Origin of the sequence: Georgenia soli, from assembly GCF_002563695.1 — a bacterium.
Lineage (GTDB): Bacteria > Actinomycetota > Actinomycetes > Actinomycetales > Actinomycetaceae > Georgenia > Georgenia soli.
The window spans coordinates 461,645-479,929 of record NZ_PDJI01000004.1; the positions used below are offsets into that span (position 1 = coordinate 461,645).

General features: G+C 68.9%; 17 protein-coding genes and 1 tRNA gene. 11 read left to right on the forward strand and 7 right to left on the reverse strand.

Features of this window, described 5'->3' with window-relative positions:
* Nucleotides 1-57: 57 nt before the first annotated feature.
* A tRNA-Leu gene (locus tag ATJ97_RS03460) sits at nucleotides 58-143 on the forward strand.
* 66 nt (nucleotides 144-209) lie between these two features.
* Here ATJ97_RS03460 and ATJ97_RS03465 read toward each other — a convergent pair.
* The gene (locus ATJ97_RS03465; protein WP_098482546.1) at nucleotides 210-842 is read right to left on the reverse strand and encodes a TetR/AcrR family transcriptional regulator; all 633 of its coding nucleotides are present in this window, start codon (nucleotides 840-842) and stop codon (nucleotides 210-212) included.
* A gap of 443 nt (nucleotides 843-1,285) precedes the next feature.
* Here ATJ97_RS03465 and ATJ97_RS03470 point away from each other — a divergent pair, with 443 nt between their 5' ends.
* The 8 genes from ATJ97_RS03470 to ATJ97_RS03505 all read left to right on the forward strand — a co-directional run bounded on the left by ATJ97_RS03470 (nucleotide 1,286) and on the right by ATJ97_RS03505 (nucleotide 8,183).
* Nucleotides 1,286-1,462 (forward strand): Flp family type IVb pilin, encoded by a 177-nt coding sequence (locus ATJ97_RS03470; protein WP_483866840.1) that lies wholly within the window; start codon nucleotides 1,286-1,288, stop codon nucleotides 1,460-1,462.
* A gap of 112 nt (nucleotides 1,463-1,574) precedes the next feature.
* On the forward strand, nucleotides 1,575-1,931 hold the full coding sequence (locus ATJ97_RS03475) for a TadE/TadG family type IV pilus assembly protein (protein WP_245862075.1): 357 nt from the start codon (nucleotides 1,575-1,577) through the stop codon (nucleotides 1,929-1,931).
* Nucleotides 1,919-2,863 carry a pilus assembly protein TadG-related protein gene (locus ATJ97_RS03480; RefSeq protein ID WP_098482548.1) on the forward strand — a complete coding sequence of 315 codons (945 nt, stop codon included), beginning with the start codon at nucleotides 1,919-1,921 and terminating at the stop codon, nucleotides 2,861-2,863. The genes ATJ97_RS03475 and ATJ97_RS03480 overlap by 13 nt, the downstream gene beginning before the upstream one ends.
* Nucleotides 2,864-2,923: 60 nt before the next feature.
* The gene (gene cpaB / locus ATJ97_RS03485) at nucleotides 2,924-3,619 is read left to right on the forward strand and encodes a Flp pilus assembly protein CpaB (RefSeq protein ID WP_143426863.1); all 696 of its coding nucleotides are present in this window, start codon (nucleotides 2,924-2,926) and stop codon (nucleotides 3,617-3,619) included.
* Entirely contained in the window at nucleotides 3,616-4,836 is a 1,221-nt protein-coding gene (locus tag ATJ97_RS03490; protein ID WP_098482550.1) for a CpaE/TadZ family protein, read from the forward strand. The genes cpaB and ATJ97_RS03490 overlap by 4 nt, the downstream gene beginning before the upstream one ends.
* Nucleotides 4,833-6,320 (forward strand): TadA family conjugal transfer-associated ATPase, encoded by a 1,488-nt coding sequence (locus ATJ97_RS03495; protein WP_098482551.1) that lies wholly within the window; start codon nucleotides 4,833-4,835, stop codon nucleotides 6,318-6,320. Before ATJ97_RS03490 ends, ATJ97_RS03495 begins: the two co-directional genes overlap by 4 nt.
* The gene (locus ATJ97_RS03500; protein WP_245862077.1) at nucleotides 6,317-7,267 is read left to right on the forward strand and encodes a type II secretion system F family protein; all 951 of its coding nucleotides are present in this window, start codon (nucleotides 6,317-6,319) and stop codon (nucleotides 7,265-7,267) included. The genes ATJ97_RS03495 and ATJ97_RS03500 overlap by 4 nt, the downstream gene beginning before the upstream one ends.
* 28 nt (nucleotides 7,268-7,295) lie before the next feature.
* A complete protein-coding gene (locus ATJ97_RS03505; protein WP_098482552.1) occupies nucleotides 7,296-8,183 on the forward strand; it encodes a type II secretion system F family protein in 888 nt (295 codons plus the stop codon).
* A 224-nt stretch (nucleotides 8,184-8,407) separates the two neighbouring features.
* On the opposite strand, the gene ATJ97_RS03510 is transcribed toward ATJ97_RS03505, so the two are convergent.
* From ATJ97_RS03510 to ATJ97_RS19985, 4 genes are read right to left on the reverse strand one after another with little or no spacing between them, the layout of a single operon-like run.
* Nucleotides 8,408-9,559, reverse strand: coding sequence for an NAD(P)H-dependent flavin oxidoreductase (locus ATJ97_RS03510; RefSeq protein ID WP_098482553.1), 1,152 nt, complete (start codon nucleotides 9,557-9,559; stop codon nucleotides 8,408-8,410).
* Nucleotides 9,560-9,574: 15 nt separating this feature from the next.
* Nucleotides 9,575-10,624, reverse strand: coding sequence for a hydroxymethylglutaryl-CoA lyase (locus ATJ97_RS03515; RefSeq protein WP_098482554.1), 1,050 nt, complete (start codon nucleotides 10,622-10,624; stop codon nucleotides 9,575-9,577).
* On the reverse strand, nucleotides 10,624-12,558 hold the full coding sequence (locus ATJ97_RS03520; RefSeq protein WP_245862079.1) for an ATP-binding protein: 1,935 nt from the start codon (nucleotides 12,556-12,558) through the stop codon (nucleotides 10,624-10,626). The genes ATJ97_RS03515 and ATJ97_RS03520 overlap by 1 nt, the downstream gene beginning before the upstream one ends.
* Before the next feature lie 5 nt (nucleotides 12,559-12,563).
* The gene (locus ATJ97_RS19985) at nucleotides 12,564-14,141 is read right to left on the reverse strand and encodes a carboxyl transferase domain-containing protein (RefSeq protein WP_143426864.1); all 1,578 of its coding nucleotides are present in this window, start codon (nucleotides 14,139-14,141) and stop codon (nucleotides 12,564-12,566) included.
* Between the two features lie 69 nt (nucleotides 14,142-14,210).
* Between ATJ97_RS19985 and ATJ97_RS03525 the strand changes: the two genes are divergently transcribed.
* Entirely contained in the window at nucleotides 14,211-14,810 is a 600-nt protein-coding gene (locus ATJ97_RS03525; protein WP_098482556.1) for an SACE_7040 family transcriptional regulator, read from the forward strand.
* A 31-nt stretch (nucleotides 14,811-14,841) separates the two neighbouring features.
* Here the strand turns inward: ATJ97_RS03525 and ATJ97_RS03530 are convergent, their stop codons facing one another.
* Nucleotides 14,842-16,833, reverse strand: a complete 1,992-nt coding sequence (locus tag ATJ97_RS03530) for a SpoIIE family protein phosphatase (RefSeq protein ID WP_098482557.1) — start codon at nucleotides 16,831-16,833, stop codon at nucleotides 14,842-14,844.
* A gap of 186 nt (nucleotides 16,834-17,019) precedes the next feature.
* Nucleotides 17,020-17,787, reverse strand: a complete 768-nt coding sequence (locus ATJ97_RS03535; protein ID WP_098482558.1) for an enoyl-CoA hydratase-related protein — start codon at nucleotides 17,785-17,787, stop codon at nucleotides 17,020-17,022.
* Between ATJ97_RS03535 and ATJ97_RS19380 the strand changes: the two genes are divergently transcribed.
* Nucleotides 17,786-18,148: a hypothetical protein gene (locus tag ATJ97_RS19380; RefSeq protein WP_143426865.1), complete on the forward strand. Its 363-nt coding sequence runs from the start codon at nucleotides 17,786-17,788 to the stop codon at nucleotides 18,146-18,148. The two genes, ATJ97_RS03535 and ATJ97_RS19380, sit on opposite strands and share 2 nt — an antisense overlap.
* The last annotated feature ends 137 nt before the right edge of the window (nucleotides 18,149-18,285 follow it).

Genomic DNA, 18,285 nt, shown 5'->3' on the forward strand with positions numbered 1-18,285 from the left:
GTTGCCCAGCCGGGCGAACGAAGCCGCAAGGCCAGTTCGCGAGGCGAAGCACCACCTGTCCGGGTGGCGGAATAGGCAGACGCGCTAGCTTGAGGTGCTAGTGCCCTTTATCGGGCGTGGGGGTTCAAGTCCCCCTCCGGACACTCGTTCGAGACAGCGACGACACAGCCCCCGGCCCGCGGAAACGCGGCCGGGGGCTTTGTCGTTGGTCAGGTCGCGTCGTTGGCCGGCGCGGGTCCGGGCAGGCCGGCCGCCACCTGGTCGAACGCGTCCTCGATCTTCTCGATCAGGCGCACGCGCGGAGACCTCGGCTTGGCCCACAGCCGGGTGGTCGTCTTGACGATGCTGACGGCTGCGGCGGCGACGAGCCACGGATAGAGGTCCGTAGCAACCTTGGTGCCGGTGCGTTGGGCGACGGCGTTACGGAGCTCCTCCTCGAGGTGGTCGTACTGGGCCATGCGGAACGGGCGGAGTGTTGGGTACTGCTCCTCGAGCTCGACCCGCTCGACGTAGGCGCGGAGCTGTTGACGGGACTGGGAGCGGGCGAGATCGACGAGGATGTGTCTGAGCGACTCGAGCGGTGGTTCGCCGGCCGGCCGTCGGTGGAGAGCCGCAACCACGTCATCCGTGTAGTGGTCGTCGGCCGCGATGACCGCCTCCTCCTTGCAGGAGAAGTAGTTTGAGAAGGTTCGCGGCGACACGAAGGCCTGCCGTGCAATCTCGTCGATCGTGACGTGGTCAAGACCCTTTTCGATGGTGAGTTTCAGCGCGGCCTCAGCGATGGCCTCGCGGGTCATCTGCTTTTTCAGCGCACGCAGCCCCATCTCGCCGGAGTCACTCATGACGTTCCTCCCGGGTGGAAGTTCGGTATCGGCACTTCTCCCTCGACGCCAGAAGATGACGTCTCCCCCGGGGCTAGCAGGCCTTTGGTCCCACCAGGCGCGCTGTTGCGTTGCTTACATCGAATCTGCGCGTAGGTCCTTGATAGCAGAGGTGGGGCTCCACCGTCTCGCGCCCGGAGCCGCGGATTCATGCGAGCTGCGGCCGTGGGAGGCGAGGGCGACGGAGGGTGAGGCCGGGGTGAGACTCGTAGCAGACGTTGCCTCGTCCGCAAGTTCACACGCCCAAAGTGGTTGCAGGAACCGAAAAGTTCTGCAAATGTCGCCTTGTCACGCCGGTCACCCCCTGCTCCAGCGTGCATCCCCGGCTCTGGACTCCCTCCAGGGCTGACCAACCTCATACAGGGAGTTCAGAAATGAACCGTGCAGCCGCATTCTTCACAACCATGTTCATCGCCATCGGCGACCGCTTCGAGAACCGCAAGGAGCGTGGCGCCACAGCCGTCGAGTACGGCCTGCTCGTTGGTCTGATCGCCGTGGCCATCATCGGAACGCTTGTGATCCTTGGCCCCAAGCTCGACGGGTTGTTCCAGAAGGTCACCAACGAGATCCCGGCCACCTGATCCCCCAACCTTCAAAGCGGACACCGGCGCAGTGGCCTTGTGGTTACTGCGCCGGTCCCGACTTTTGGAGCGGCGTGTGAAAAGGCTTCGGAGTGATCGCGGGGCGGCGGCCGTGGAGTTCGCTCTCGTCCTCCCCCTCTTGGTCGCCCTGGTTCTAGGTATCGCCGAGTTCGGGCGGGCCTACAACATCCAGACCACTTTGTCTGCCGCCGCTCGCGACGGCGTGCGCGTCATGGCGCTGCAAAACAAGCCGGCGGACGCACGTGCGACCGCCAAGGCGTCCGCCTCGCCGCTCCTGACGTTGACGGACGCCCAGATCGCCGTGACCCCGACCAACTGTGTGACCACCGCAGCCACACCTGCGGCCACCGCCACGGTGACGATCAAGCACGAGATGAATCTCATGCTCTTCCCGGACGATTTCACCGTCACCCTCACCGGTAAGGGGACCATGCGATGCAACGGTTAACTCGAGGCGAAGCCGACGAACGCGGCGCTGTCGCCGTGAGTCTTGCCTTACTCATGGTTGCGTTGATTGGCTTCGCAGCCATCTCCATCGATGTCGCTGCCACCTACGCCGAGCGTCAGCAGTTGCAGACGGGCGCGGACGCCGCTGCGCTAGCCATCGCGCAAGACTGTGCCCGGGACTCCTGCGGTGACCCCGGTGTGACGGCACAGAACCTCGCCGTGCCTAACAGCAACGACGGCGACCCCACCGCCACTGTCGTTAGCTTTGACCCCGTGGCGGGTGAGGTCACTGTGAATAACGAGGGCACGAGCGAGCATTGGTTCGCTCCCGTGCTCGGGCACGATAGCACCCTGGTCTCCGCTGAGAGCACTGCGCGTTGGGGCTACCCCAGCGGCGGCATCTCTGTGCTGCCCTTGGCACTGTCGTATTGCGAGTGGTGGGGTCAGACCGGCGGCGGAACCCCGTCCGGCACTACGCCGCGCACCATCTACCTAGCTGGCCGAGGCCCTACTCCTGGGTGTCCGGGCCCGTCCGGCACCGTGCCCGGCGGCGCTGGGTGGCTGGCCACCGACGGCACGTGCAGCGCCACCTCCGTGATTTCACAGGTTCTCTTGTCAGACCCAGGCGTCTCGGTATCGAACGGATGTACGGTTGCGGACCTCGTCGCGTTGCGGAACGTCACGGTGCTCCTACCGATCTTCGACAATGCGGTAGGCACGGGATCTGGCGCCACGTATCGCGTCTACGGTTATGCCGCATTCAAGATTACCGGCTACAACTTCGCTGGCTCGTACAAGTGGAATGAGCCGTGCACTGGTGACAACCGCTGCATCAGAGGGTACTTCACCCAGTTCGTGGACCTCACGGACGCGTTCGACTACAGCCCGACCGCGCCGAAGCTCGGTGCCGCCGTCGTCGCCCTGACCGGATAAGAGGAACCGTCGACTGTGTCTCGTCGTATTGTCGCCGCCGTTGCGGCCATTGTGCTCGCCGTGGTCGGCACGGTCCTGATCGTGGCTTATGTGGGTGGCGCGGATCAACGAGCCATGGCGGACCTGCAACCCACACAGGTGCTGTTCGTCACTCAGCCCGTCCCGGAGGGGACACCGGCGGAGGACCTGGCAGAATACGTCGCCCTCGAGTCGGTGCCGGCCTCGGCCGTCGCACCAGGTGCCATGGCGGCCCTGGACGAGATCGCGGGCCGGGTCGCCGAGACTGACCTCGTGCCCGGTGAGCAGTTGCTCGCCCACCGCTTTGTCGAGCCGGAAAGCCTCGAGGCAGATGATGAGGTGGAGGTGCCCGCGGGGATGCACCAGCTTACGGTCCAACTCGACCGCACACGAGTGATCGGTGGGCACCTGACCGCCGGTGACACAGTCGGGGTGTTCGTCTCCTTCAACGACGACGAGTCCCCGCAGACCCACCTGATGGACCACAAGGTACTGGTGACACGCGTGCAGGGCGGAATCACCCCGCCAGTGCCAGCGGACGAGTCAGAGTCAGACACCGCACAGGCGGCCGCGGCTGCACCGGCCGAGAGCATCATGGTGACACTTGCTCTCGACGCGGCTGCAGCGGAGGAGATCGTCTACGCCGCCGAGTACGAGCGGATCTGGCTGTCGATCGAGGCCGCCGAGGCCTCAGAGACCGGCACCCGGATCGTGACACGAGAGAACCTCTACGAATGACCCGTATCGTGCTGGCCACCGCCTCCGCCGACCTTGAAGCCAGGTTCCACGCCGCCACCGGCGGAGCGTTCCTTGCCCTGCCGCCGGCACCGCTCCCAAACGATCCTGCGCACCTCTTCGCCCTACTGAACGGCGCCCCCCCACCGGACGTGGTGGTGCTGGACGCTGAGCTGGCCGCCGAACACGCCCTCGACCTTGCTGGCCTGCTCGACGAGCAATGCCCGCAGATCGCCGTGGTGCTGGTCACCGACCAGGGGCCCGAATTAAGCCTGGCCGCGATGCGCGTCGGCGTCCGTGATCTCCTGCACCCTACAGCGGACCTCGCGGACATCCGGGGGGTGCTGGACCGTGCAGCAGTAGCTGCCCAAACCCGCACACAGGTTGGCGCCCCGGCCGTGATGGGTAGTGCCCCGGCGGCAACAGGCCGCGTAATCAGCGTTGTCTCCCCCAAAGGTGGCGTTGGCAAGACTACCGTGGCGACGAACCTTGCCGTGGGACTGGCTCGCAGCGCTCCGAACTCCACCGTGCTCGTCGACCTGGACGTCCAGTTCGGCGACGTGGCCACCGCCCTAGATCTGGCACCGGAGTTCTCCCTTATCGACGCAGCGCACGGCCCAGCCACCCGCGACTCGATGGTCCTTAAGACCTTCCTCACGCTGCACGAAACAGGTTTGTACGTCATCTGTGGCCCGGACTCTCCCGCAGCGGCCGACACCATCACGGGTGAGGACGTCTCACGCCTGCTCCAGATGCTCGCTCTTGAATTTCGTTACGTCGTCGTCGATACCGCTCCAGGCCTGTCAGAGCACACGTTGGCCGCCCTGGACAACACCACGGACCACATATTGCTCACGAGCATGGACGTACCCGGCGTCAGGGGACTGCGTAAAGAGCTTGACACGCTCACCGAGCTCGGCATGCTCACGCCCGCCCGGCATGTCGTCATAAACTTCGCCGACAACCGCGGTGGACTCTCTGTTGCCGACGTAGAGGCGACCATCGGGACCAAGGTGGACGTCCAACTGCCGGTCTCACCTGCGGTCCGGATTGCAATGAACAAGGGGATCCCGCTTCTGCAGTCCGGAGGGCGCGGCTCCGTCACGAAACAGCTACGGCTACTCGTTGACCGCGTCACGGCCGACCACCCCCATCCTGCTGGCTTTGGACCTGAACCGCGGCTGCCCCGTCACCGCGGCGGACGAGGGAACGCACGATGAATCTGTCCGAACGGCTGCAGGCAGCGCGCGGTCAGCAACCCGCGTCCGCTTCCCGCCCAGCCGGGCCCGCTTCGACGCGCCAGACACCTCAGCCGCAGGCGGTCAGTCGCGTGGCTGCCGGGACGCGAATGCCTCCGCGACGGCCCTCCGTGAGCCCGACGCCGCGCGGGACATCTGCGCCGACGCCATCCGGGAACGACGCGCTCGCCAGACTCAAGGACCGCGCCGCCTCGGCGTTGTTCGAGCGCATGGGCGCCCGCCTGAACGACCCCTCGCTGAGCGAGGATCAGCTCCACCAGCTCGTCCGCACCGAGCTGAACCAGGTCGTGGAAGAGGAGAAGGTTCCACTCTCCGGGGACGAGCGGAAACGGCTCATCCGCGAGGTCCAGGACGACGTGCTCGGCCACGGCCCTCTCCAAAGACTGCTCGACGACCCGGACATCACCGAGATCATGGTCAACGGCCCCGACATGGTCTATGTCGAGCACCAGGGCAAACTCACGCGCAGCGACACCCGTTTCACCTCCGAAGAGCAGCTGCGGCGCGTGATCGAGCGCATCGTGTCCCGCGTCGGGCGTCGAATCGACGAGTCCTCCCCGCTGGTCGACGCGCGCCTCGCCGACGGATCCCGCGTCAACGCCGTCATCCCACCGCTGGCCTTCAGCGGGTCCTCGCTGACGATCCGGAAGTTCGCCAAGGACCCGTTCAAGGTCAACGACCTCATCGGTTTCGGCACTCTGTCCCCGGAGATGGCAGAGCTCCTCCAGGCGTGCGTCGAGGCCCGACTCAACATCATCGTCTCCGGCGGCACCGGGACGGGGAAGACCACCCTGCTCAACGTCCTCTCGTCCTTCATCCCCGAGGGCGAGCGCATCGTGACCATCGAGGACGCGGTCGAGCTGCAGCTCCAGCAGGAGCACATCGTCCGCCTCGAGAGCCGCCCACCCAACATCGAGGGCAAGGGGGAGATCAGCATCCGCGACCTCGTCCGGAACTCTCTGCGTATGCGCCCAGACCGCATCGTCGTCGGTGAGGTCCGCGGCGGGGAGACCCTTGACATGCTTCAGGCGATGAACACAGGCCACGACGGATCTCTCTCCACCGTCCACGCTAACTCCCCCCGCGATGCCGTCGCCCGCCTCGAGACCCTTGTGCTCATGGCCGGCATGGACCTTCCGCTGCGTGCCATCAGAGAGCAGATCGCATCGGCCGTGGACGTGATCGTGCAGCTCACGCGCCTCCGTGATGGGAGCCGCCGCGTCACGGCGGTCACCGAGCTCCAGGGCATGGAGGGCCAGACGGTAACCCTGCAGGACGCGTTCCTGTTCGACTACTCCGCTGGAGTGGATCCCTCCGGGAGGTTCCTCGGCAAACCCATGCCCACCGGCATCCGCCCGACCTTCACCGACCGCTTCGCCGAGCTCGGCATCACGCTCTCCCCCGGTGTCTTCGGCGTTCCCGCCAACAGCGGTGGCTTCCGGTGACCCAGGTCCTGTCGTCAACGGCAGTCGTTGGGGTTATCGCCTGCGCCATCGCGCTCCTCATCGGCGTGTACCTGCTCATCAGTCCAGGTCCGCCGGGACTGCCTCGGGAACGGCGCAGACCGGCCACGGCATCGCGTCCCGGTGCCCTGACGGGCGCCGCCTCCACGGCCACGAACCTTGTGGATCAGGTCCTGCGGCGCCGGGGTGCTGTCGACAAGATCGCGGCAGCACTGGAAGGCGCAGGCCTGAGTACGCGTGTACAGGACTTTGCCTTCCTTGTCGGCGTCGGCGGCCTCGTCGCCGCCACGACCGGTCTGCTTCTGGCGGGCCCGCTCGTCGCACTGCTGGTCGCCGCGCTAGCGCCGCTCGCGGCGAAAATCTGGCTCAGCGTGCTCGCGGGCCGGCGGCGTGCCGCTTTCGCCGACCAGCTCGACGACTCCCTGCAGCTCATGGCCTCCAGCCTGCGGGCCGGTCACAGCCTCCTGCAGGCTCTGGCCTCGGTCGCCAACGAGGCGGAGGAACCGACCTCCGTCGAGTTTGCGCGCATCATCAATGAGACTCGCGTGGGCCGTCCCCTCAACGACGCCCTCGATGAGACGGCCGAGCGCATGGGCAGCGAGGACTTCACCTGGGTCACCCAGGCCATCGCGATTAATCGGGAGGTCGGTGGAAACCTCGCCGAGGTTCTCGACGGCGTCGGGCACACGATCCGAGAACGCAACCAGATACGCCGTCAGGTAAAGGCGCTGGCAGCCGAGGGAAAAATCTCCGTCTACGTCCTCATGGCCCTCCCTGTTGGCATCGCCGGTTTCCTTGGGGTCACCAATCCCTCCTACATGGCTCCCTTCACCGAGAGCGTTATTGGCTACGGTCTGCTGGGGATGTGCGTCGTGCTGTTCATTATCGGAGGCGTGTGGATGCGCAAGACCGTCAGGATCAAGTTCTGACCGCCCGAGCTGGAAAGGAGTGCCGAGCGTGCCGCCGCTGATACTGCTGGCCGCCGTCGTCACAAGCGTCTCGACAGGCGTGCTGGTCTGGGCGCTGACCGCGGGCCCGGACGTGACCCGCCAGCGCGTGGTGAACAACCTCCGTCGCGGGCTGTATCGCGACGCGAAATCCACGGCTGCAGAGGTACGAGATAACGAGCCAGGCGGTCTGGCCTCGCTAGCCCGCCGGCTCACTCCGGCCGGTATTGCGCGGCACTTGGACAACCTCCACGGCCGTGCAGGGCGGCCGGCGGCATGGCCGATGGAGCGACTGCTCGTGGCCAAGATCGTGCTGCCGGCGGCCGGCATGGGGCTGACCCTGCTTCTGGCGAGCAAACCGATCCTGCTCCTCCTGGGCATCGCCGTCATGATCGTGTGCTACTTCTTGCCCGAGCTCCTGCTCTACAGTCGCAGCATCGAACGTCAGGAGCAGATCACCCTGGAACTGGCCGACACCCTGGACCAGATGATGATCGCTGTCGAAGCGGGCCTGGGCTTCGACTCAGCGATGGCCAGAGCCGGGAAGAACGGCAAAGGCCCGCTCGCTGAAGAGCTCGTCCGCACGCTGCAGGACATCCAGCTGGGGCAGTCCCGCCGGCAGGCCTACGAGTCCCTCGTTAGGCGTGCCGACGTCCCAGACCTTCGCCGGTTCATCCGAGCGATAATCCAGGCCGACGCTTATGGCATCGCCATCGCTGACGTGCTCCGCACCCAGGCATCGGAGATGCGGATGAAACGGCGCCAGCGGGCGGAGGAAAAGGCGATGCAAATCCCCGTCAAGGTGATCTTCCCGTTGATGGTCTGCATCCTCCCCGTGCTGTTCATCGTGCTCCTCGGCCCGGTCGCGATGAACATGATCCAGGTGTTCACAAACTGAAACGGCGCCCGCCATCCGCCCTCAGCGCCTCACTCGTCGGAATTGCTACCTCACCGTCACGGACCGAATGCACTACCGCCGCCCCAGCTAAGTCCAAGTGGTTCGCCTGTTGACGTGGCGTCCATCGCTGCGCTGGGCGCTGCAGGCGGACGTAACCACAGCAAGGACGAGGGTCGAGTGCGCCCCGGGAACACGCCGTCCGGCGGCAGTTGCGCCTAGCAGTTTCAGCGTTGGACGGGCTCCACGAGCCGTCCGAGTTCCGCGAGCCGTGCCTCGCACACCTCGACGATGTCCTGCACGATTTCGGCCGTCGACCGGAGCCCTCGGAAGCTGCCCACCACCTGCCCGACGAAGAAGGACTCCAGCTCGCGGGCGGGCCCACTCCCCTTCTCGGCGGTGACGTCGATCCGCTCCCACGCCTCCCGGACGAGCATGGACTGCAGCGGCATCGGCAGGGGGGACGGCGCCCCCGGCGCCTGCCACTCGTCGGTCCACGCACTGCGCAGCTGCCGGGCGGACTTGCCCGTCCGGGTCGTCGAGACGACGGTGTCCGAGCTGGTCGCCTCGAGCAGCTTCTCCTTGATCACCTGGCTTGCGGCGTCCTCGTGGCTGGAGAGCCAGACGGAACCGGCCCACCCACCGGCCGCACCCAGCGCCAGTGCGGCCGCGAGCTGCGGGCCGCTCGCGATCCCTCCCGCGGCGAGCACCGGCACGTCGCCGGCGATCTCGACCACCTCCGGCGTGAGCACCATGGTGGCGACGTTGCCGGTATGCCCGCCGGCTTCAGTCCCCTGGGCCACGATAAGGTCGACGCCGGCGGCGAGCTGTTTCTCGGCATGCTCACGCTTGCCCACCAGGGCCGCGACCGGCACCCCCTGCGCCTTCGCGCGCTCGAGCATCGCCGGCGGCGGCGTACCGAGGGCGTTGGCGACCAGCGCGATGCGGTGGGAGAACGCCACGTCGAGAAGTTCCGAGACGATCGCGGTGTCCATGTTGGTCTCGAGGCTGGCATCGATCCGGCCGAGCCGGTCGAGGGCATCGTTCTCACTCACTGGCGGGATGTCGTACTTCTCCAGGAGCCCGTCGACGAACCGGCGGTGATCGTCGGGGATCTGGCTGCGCAGATCGGTCACCAGCGTGTTGAGGTCTTGCTGAGTGGTGCTGGCGGGCACCATCAGATCTACGCCATAGGGTCGCCCACCGAGCTGCTCCTCGATCCAGGTGAGCTGTTCGTCGAGCTCCTCCGGGGAGTACATCGTGGCTCCCAGCACTCCGAGCGCACCGGCCCGTGAGACCTCGGCAACCACGGCGGGGGTGCGGTTGAAACCGGCGAGCGGGTGCTCGACACCAACCAGCTCAGTGAAGGCAGTGCGCATATTCGCTTTCTCTCCTCAGGACGCGCGGCTGGGGTGGCGCCGCTCGGTGGTCGACAACTGGGGTGCCAGTGCCTGGACGGTGCGCGAAGGGCTAGGGCGATCGAGCTGCTCAGCCAACCAGAGGGACGTACGTGCGAGAGTTGCGAGGTCCACACCGGTGTCGATGCCGAGGCCGTGAAGCAGCCAGACGAGGTCCTCAGTCGCGAGGTTCCCAGTCGCGCTCTTCGCAAACGGGCAGCCGCCGAGTCCGCCCGCGGCCGCGTCGACGGTCGTGACGCCGTGCTGCAGGGCGACCACGGTGTTGGCGAGCGCCTGACCATAGGTGTCATGGAAGTGCACCGCGAGCAGATCCGGTCCGAGACCCGCCTCGGCGAGGGCGTCGATGAGCGCGACGACGTGGCCGGGCGTGGCGACGCCGATCGTGTCGCCGAGCGAGAGCTGGGTACAGCCGAGTCCCATGAGACGCGTTGCTGCGGCGACAACGTGTGCGATCAGCACGCGCCCCTCCCACGGGTCGCCGAAACACATCGAGAGATAGGCCCGGACCTGTAAGCCTTCGGCACGGGCTCGGTCGACGACGGGCGCGAACATCGCGAGGGACTCGTCGACGGAGCGGCCGAGGTTGCGCTGCGCGAAGGACTCGGTGGCCGAGCCGAAGATCGCGATCTCGCTGACGCCGCTGGCGAGCGCGCGATCGAGCCCACGCTCGTTCGGCACGAGGACGGGGAACCGCACCCCGTCTGTCCGGCCAACGGCGGCGAGCAGCTCCTCGGCATCTGCGAGCTGGGGAACCAGCCCGGGCCGGACGAAGCTCGTGAGCTCCACGGTTCGCAGCCCTGCCGAGACCAGGCGCCGGACGAACTCCGCCTTGACCTCGACGGAAAGGATCGTCGCCTCGTTCTGCAGTCCATCACGCGGGCCGACCTCGTAGATCTCCACACGTGAGGGAAGGCCACTGAGAGGAACCGGCACGGGCCGGGTGCCGGGATCGGCGGCCGACGGAATGGCACCTGCGGGCGCAGTGGGGTGCGCGGTCGGGGTGCCGTCCGTCGCGGGAACCGTCATCAGTCCTCCCCCACGGCGAAGAGTGTCTGCCCGAGCGTCACCTGGTCGCCGGCGCGGACCTGCACAACGACAGCGCCCGCGTGTGGGGCGGTCAACGAGGTCTCCATCTTCATCGCCTCGAGAACACCCAGGACCTCTCCAGCCTTTACGTGCTGCCCCTCGCGCACGGCCACGTCGCGCACCAGCCCGGGCATCGGTGCCGTGACGAGCCCGTCGGAGTGGTGGGACGCCGTAGCGGCCAGCCGGTCGGGTACCGCAAAGTGGCGGGACTGCCCCTGTTGCGCGACCCAGACACCAAGATCGTCGACCTCGATGACGACGTCCCGAGTCAGGCCCTCGATCTGGAACCTCCAGACGACGCCGTCACGGGCGATGACGCGCACGGACCACGACCTCTCGCCCGTCGCGACGCAGTTGGCGGTGAGGTCGACGCGCAGTTGCTCCCGGACGCCGTCGTGCTCGAGTTCTAGCACCACGGGCGCGGGCGGGCCGCCGAGGCGCCAGCCGTCGCCGGCGCCGAACGGGTGCATGGGCACCGCCCGCCGCAACGTCTCGGCAAACACCCACGCCGCCGCGCACAGAGCGACATCGTCGGCCGCGGCCGGGAAGGCGTTGGACGTCCGGTCGAGCCAGGCGGTGTCGATCGCGGCGTCGCGGAACTCGTCGGAGGCCACGAGCCGGCGCAGGAACCCGGTGTTGGTGGTGAGCCCGAGGACGGCGGTGTCGTCGAGCGCGGCGACCAGAGACCGGCGGGCCGCCTCGCGCGTCGCACCGTGAGCGATGATCTTGCCGAGCAGCGGGTCGTACCAGGTGGTGACCTCCTGGCCGCTCTCGAGCGCGGCGTCGACCCGCGCCCGCGCTGACCAGCGCACCGCAACCGCCGTCCCGGCCTGCGGCAGGAAACCCGCCGCCGGGTCCTCAGCGTAGACCCGGGCCTCGATGGCGTGACCGCGGAGCTCGACTTCCTCCTGCGCCAGCGGCAGCGGCTCTCCCTGCGCGACCGAGAGCTGCAGGGCAACCAGGTGCAGCCCGGTGACGAGCTCGGTGACCGGGTGCTCGACCTGAAGGCGGGTGTTCATCTCGAGGAAGTACGCCTCCTCCCCCGCCACCAGGAACTCAACCGTCCCAGCACCGACGTACCCCACCTCGCGCGCCAGGCGCACGGCACCGTGGGTGACCAGGTCGCGAACGGCGTCGGAGATGGTTGCGGCAGGAGCTTCCTCCACCACCTTCTGGTGGCGGCGCTGCACGGAGCAGTCGCGCTCGCCCAGGTGCAGCACCGTGCCGTGGGTGTCGCCAAGCACCTGGACCTCGATGTGACGGCCGTGCTCGACGTACCGCTCCACCAATAGGGTGTCGTCGCCGAACGCGGCGCGGGCCTCACGGCGGGCGGCAGCCAGTGCGCCTGGCAGGGCGTCGGCGTCGTGCACCACGCGCATGCCCTTTCCGCCGCCCCCAGCGGCGGCCTTGACCAGGACGGGGAACGGCAGGTCCGCCGTCGCGGCGAGGAGGGCTGCGTCGTCGTCCCCCTCGACCGCCGGAAGCACGGGAACGCCGGCGGCGACAGCGAGGCGGCGGGCCTCGTCCTTGCGGCCCATGCGGGCGACGACCTCCGTGGGCGGCCCGATCCACACGAGCCCCGCGTCCTCGACGGCCGCGGCGAAGTCGGCGTTCTCGGAGAGGAACCCGTACCCGGGATGGACGGCCTCGGCGCCGGTGCGGCGGGCGGCGTCGAGCAGGGCAGGAATGGACAGGTAGGACTCCTCCGCCGGGGCGGGGCCGAGGCACACAGCGACGTCGGCGGCACGCACGTGCGGCGCACCGGAGTCGGCGGCGGAGTAGACGGCGATCGTGCGCAGACCTGTGGCGCGGGCTGAGCGAATGATCCGCAGGGCGATCTCGCCGCGGTTGGCGATCAGGACGGAGGTAAACACGCCGCTCACATCCGGTAGATGGCGGCGACGGGCGGCGGCACGGGCGCGTTCGCAGCGGCGGCGAGGGCCAGGCCAAGAACGCGACGGGTGTCGGCGGGGTCGATGATGCCGTCGTCCCACAGGCGGGCGGTGGAGTAGTACGGAGAGCCCTGGCGCTCGTACTGCTCGCGAATCGGGGCCTTGAACGCCTCCTCGTCCTCGGCCGACCACTCCTGCCCGGCGCGCTCGAGGCCGTCGCGTCGGACGGTCGCCAGCACCGAGGCGGCCTGCTCGCCGCCCATGACGGAGACGCGGGCGTTGGGCCACATCCACAGGAACCGCGGGTCGTAGGCGCGGCCCGCCATGCCGTAGTTGCCGGCGCCGAAAGAGCCGCCGATGACGACGGTGAACTTGGGGACCACTGTGGTGGCGACGGCAGTGACGAGCTTGGCGCCGTCCTTGGCGATGCCGCCGGTCTCGTAGTCCCGGCCGACCATGAAGCCGGCGATGTTCTGCAAGAACACGAGCGGGACGCCGCGCTTGTTGCACAGCTCGATGAAGTGCGCGCCCTTGAGCGCGGACTCGCTGAACAGGATCCCGTTGTTCGCGACGATGCCCACCTGGTAGCCCCAGAGGCGGGCGAACCCGCACACCAGGGTCTCGCCGTAGAGGGCCTTGAACTCGTGCAGCCGCGAGCCGTCGACGATGCGGCGGATCACCTCGCGCACGTCGTACGGGGTGCGGGTGTCGGCGGGGACGACGTCGTAGAGGGTCGCCGGGTCCTCGAGCGGCTCCTCGGGCGGTTCCTGCCGCAGCGACGGCGGCTCGCGGCGTTCGAGCGTGCCGACGGCGGAGCGGAGGATGGCGAGGGCGTGGGCGTCGTCGTCGGCGAGGTGGTCGACGACGCCGGAGCGGCGGGCGTGAACGTCTCCCCCGCCGAGCTCCTCGGCGGTGACGACCTCGCCGGTGGCGGCCTTCACCAGTGGCGGGCCGCCGAGGAAGATCGTGCCCTGGCCCCGGACGATGGCGGTCTCGTCGGACATGGCGGGGACGTAGGCGCCGCCCGCGGTGCACGACCCCATGACGGCGGCGAGCTGCGGGATGCCGCGGGCCGAGAGCTGTGCCTGGTTGTAGAAGATGCGGCCGAAGTGGTCGCGGTCGGGGAAGACCTCGTCCTGCATGGGCAGGTAAGCGCCGCCGGAGTCGACGAGATACAGGCACGGCAGCCGGTTCTCGGCGGCGATCTCCTGGGCGCGCAGGTGTTTCTTCACCGTCATCGGGTAGTAGGTGCCGCCCTTGACGGTGGCGTCGTTGGCGACGACCACGCACTCGCGCCCGGCCACCCGCCCGATCCCGGTGACGATGCCGGCGGCGGGGACTTCGTCGTCGTACATGCCGTAGGCGGCGAGCGGCGAGAGCTCGAGGAAGGGCGAGCCGGGGTCGAGCAGGCGGTCGACGCGGTCGCGAACGAGCAGCTTGCCCCGCTCGACGTGACGCTTCCGGGCGCTCTCGCTGCCGCCCAGGCGCACGGCGGCGAGACGTTCGCGCAGCTCGTCGGTCAGGTCGGCGAGCCCCGGCGAGGTCGTCGGCGTCGCTGTCGCCATCGGCGTCCTTCCCCGTCGAAGAACCACTCTTGTTAACGATCGTTAACCTGCGTGGGTACCATCGTGCCCATGTCGGAGCCGGACGGCAAGCCTTCGAGGCGGGAGCAGATCCTCGCAGCCGCGGCGGACCTGTTCGCCCGTGCAGGGTTCGGGGGCGTCTCCGTCGGCGACATAGGGTCCGCCGTCGGCATCTCCGGTCCGGCGCTCTACAAGCACTTCCCGGGCAAGGAAGCGATCCTTACCGAGTTGCTCGTCGGGATCTCGGAGGAGCTTCTGCGTGAGGGCCGGTCGCGGGTGGCGGCGGCCGACGGCGACCCGGAGGCGGCGCTGCGGGCGCTGGTGGACTGGCACGTGTCGTTCGCGCTCGACCACCCGGCGCTCATCACCATCCAGTCGCGGGACCTCGACCGGCTCGCCGAATCGGAGCGCCGACGGGTGCGCGGGCTGCAGCACGACTACGTCGAGACGTGGGTGGACGTGCTGTGCCGCCGCTCCCCCGGTCTCGACGCGCAGCGCGCCCGGGCAGCCGCGCACGCCACCTTCGGCCTGCTCAACTCAACCCCGCACAGCGCACGCGTCGGCCGTGCCGAGATGACGCGACTGCTCCACGACATGGCCGTCGCGGCCCTGGGCGCGGCGACCGGAGTGCCGGCTCAGCGAGTGTTGTAGTGCTCAGGCGCCCGCGGGTGCTGCGACGGGGTCAGCCAGCGGTGCGCCGCGGCCGCACCGCGACGAGGGCCATGTCGTCCTCGGGCGCCGCGGGCAGGAGCCGCTGGACCAGCTCGTCGCACAGCGGGTCCGTCCCGCGCTCGCCTCGCAGGTCGCGCAACGTCGCGCGCAGCCGGTCGAGGCCCCCGCGGAGACCGCCGTCGTCCCGGCGCTCGACCAGACCGTCGGTGTAGAGCAGCAGCGTGCTGCCCGGGCGGACCGCGAATGTCTGCTCGGTGCGCACCGTCTCCGCACGGATGCCGAGGAGAAGGTTCGTCCGGCTGAGGGTGACGACGTCGCCCTCGCCGTCCAGCAGCATGGGCGGCGGATGGCCGGCGTTGGACCAGCGCACGAGCACGTCGCCGTCGGGCCCCACCGGTTCGAGCGTCATGACGACGGCGGTGGCTACGGTCCCGGGAGCGACGGCCTCGATCGCCCGGTCCAGCTGGGTGAGGAGCGCGGCGGGCTGTGGCACCGTCGTCGTCGCGATGCCCCGGAGCATCGAGCGCAGCTGCCCCATCGTGGCGGCGGCGTGCAGGTCATGACCGGTGACGTCGCCGATGACCACGACGGTCGGCCCGTCAGGGTGCTGGAAGACGTCGAACCAGTCGCCGCCCACCTTGGCCGCCTGCGCGGCGGGCACGTAGCGCACCGCCACGTCGAGGTGGTCCAGCTGCGGCGGCTCGGTGAGGAAGGAGCGCTGCAACTCCTCGGCCACGCCGCGCTGGCTGGCGTAGAGGTAGGCGTTGTCGAGCGCCAGGCCGGCCCGGGCGGCGATGTCCTGGGCGGTGAGCAGGTCCGCACCGTCGAGCGGCGGACGGTCCGCGCCGTTGAACAGGGTGATCGCACCGAGAGTGCGGCCGCGGCCGCGGAGCGGCAGGACTGTTCCGGACTCGGGCGCGAGCTCGGTGATGAGGTCCTGGGCGCGGCCGGGCCGGAGCACGGCCCGGATGCGGGCGGCGGCGTCGTCGGGCACCCGGACGACGTCGGTCGTGCGGAGCGTGCGCATCAGGAACGACTCACCCATGAGCGCATCCATGCGGTGGCGGGTGTACTCCTCGACCAGCGGGCGAGCGGCGGGGTCGGCGTGCCACCAGCCGATGTCCCGCATCGCCGAGGGCCTGATCGCGCCGTCGGCGTCGAGCAGCGTGACGACGCACCAGTCGGCGAGCTGCGGGACGAGCGTCCGGGCGAGCGCCGCGACGGCCTCCTCCGCGTCGAGGGTCTGCGCGAGCGAGGTGGTCACGGCCGCGGTCAGCTGGGCGCGCCGCGCGATGCGCTCGGTCTCCTCCTGGAGCCGGCGCCGCTCGGTCACGTCGAAGAAGTACACCGACAGGCCCTCGGCGGTGGGCATCGCCCGGACCTCGTACCAGGCGTTCAGCGGCTCGGGGTAGTACGCGTCGAAGCTCACCGGCTCGCCGGAGCTCATGGCGCGACGGTAGTAGGTCTCGAAGGCGTTGCTGAGGGCGGCCGGGTAGAGCTCCCAGATGTCGCCGTCGAGAAGCTCGGCACGCGGCCGGCCGAGAACGCGCTCCGCCTCGGTGTTGACGTAGGAGAACCGCCAGTTCCGGTTCAGGGAGAAGAACGTCGTGGGCAGGTCCTCGACCAGCTCCGCGGCATGGTGGAGGCTGGTGCGCACCCGGGGGAAGATGACGCCGGCGACGCCGGTCAGGTGACCCGTGCTCGGCTCGCACGTCACCCGACCGCGGGTGGCGATCCACCGGTCGGGCGAGCCGGCCATCCGGAACTCTGCCTCGAACGAACCGGCGTCGAGTGCGCCGGTGACGAGCTCGCCCAGGACGGGACGGTCGTCGGGGTGGATCTGCGCTTCGACGGTGCCGGTGGGGAGGGGACCCGAGACGGGAGGGATCCCGAGAAGCGTGGCCGCGCGATCGTCCAGCCAGAGCACGGACGAGGAGAGGTCCGCACGGTAGGCGCCCATGCCGGCCCGCGCCATCGCGTCGAGCGCGTAGGCGTCGGGCATGCCGGCCGGCGGACGGCCGGGATCGCGGTGCGTCCGGAAGGCGACGTCGCCGCCGGAGGCGGGGTCTTCGGTGTACAGGAGTCCTCCACTCAGAGCCGTTCCCTCGGAAGAACTACCCGGGCCCGTCCGGCAAGCGTATGGCACGCACGGCGCCGAGAACCGCGCACGTGGTAGGGAACACGCCGTTCAGTTCGTCGGTGCCCACGACGGCGGACGCTTCTGGGCGAAGGCCGCGAGGCCCTCCTGCCCCTCTGCCGAGGCGAAATGCGCTGCCGAGAGCCGGCCGAGCACCTCGAGCTCGCGGGCGTCGTCCTCCGGCGGATCGGCGAGCACGGCCTTCGTGGCGGCCAGGGCCCGCGGCGCCCCGCGCACGAGAGCGTCGGTGTAGCGGGCGACCTGCTCGTCGAGGCGGTCGCGGCCCACCGCGGCGTCGAGAAGGCCGATCCGCTGGGCCTCGGTCGCGTCGAAGACCTCCCCGGTGAGGAAGAGCCGACGCAGGGCCTGCTGCTGGACCCGACGGCGCAGCGGCACCGAGATGACGGCGGGCACCAGACCGAGCCGAACCTCGGGGAAGGCGAAGGTGACGCCGTCGGCTGCGACGGCGAGGTCGCAGGCGGCGACGAGGCCGATGCCACCGGCCCTTGCCGTTCCGGCGACCTTGGCCACCACGGGCTTGGGTGCGTTCATGAGCGTGACGAGCAGGTCAGGCAGCTCACCGACACCCTGTGCTTCGGCGTCGGTCCCCCGCGCTTCCTTGAGGTCGGCCCCGGCGCAGAAGACGGTCCCGGTGTGAGTGAGAACGATGACACGGACGGCGTCGTCGTCGATCGAAGTCGCCAGGTGCCGGTTCAGGTCGCGGCGCAAGCCGGCTGAGAGGGCGTTGCGGTTCTCCGGGGAGTCCAACGTGATGGTGCCGACCCCGCCGTCGACGTCGAGGTGAACGAGCTCGGCCATGCCGGATCCCTTCGTCGGTGCCGTCACCGACCGTACCGCCGTCGTGCATGCGCTGCCGCGGAGCCATCTGGATCGTCAATTCTCCGGACGCCGAGAGGCACCACGAATACGCTCCACCACAGCCCGCTATTTCGGTCGGAGGACGACACCAATGCTGCTGATGAGCTCAACCCTGTCACCGGACCCGTTCGCCTGGTTCGGCGCGGTCACTGTGGTGCTCCTTGTCGTGCCTGCGGTTCTGGGTCTGCTGATCCAGTACTGGATCATCCGCATGGGCGTGAAGCACGGCATCCTCGCCGCAGACAGGCAGCGCGCGCGGAGCGCCTGGGCGAGCAACGGCTGGGACCGCGAGCGACTCTGAAACGGCGACGGGCCCGGTGACCGTCGGAACGGTCACCGGGCCCATGCGTGCCAGAGCCTTGCTGACAACCCACGGAGAACTTGACGTCTCACCGCCCGAGGACGCGCGAGGTCGTGACGTCTCGTGAGTGAGTGAGA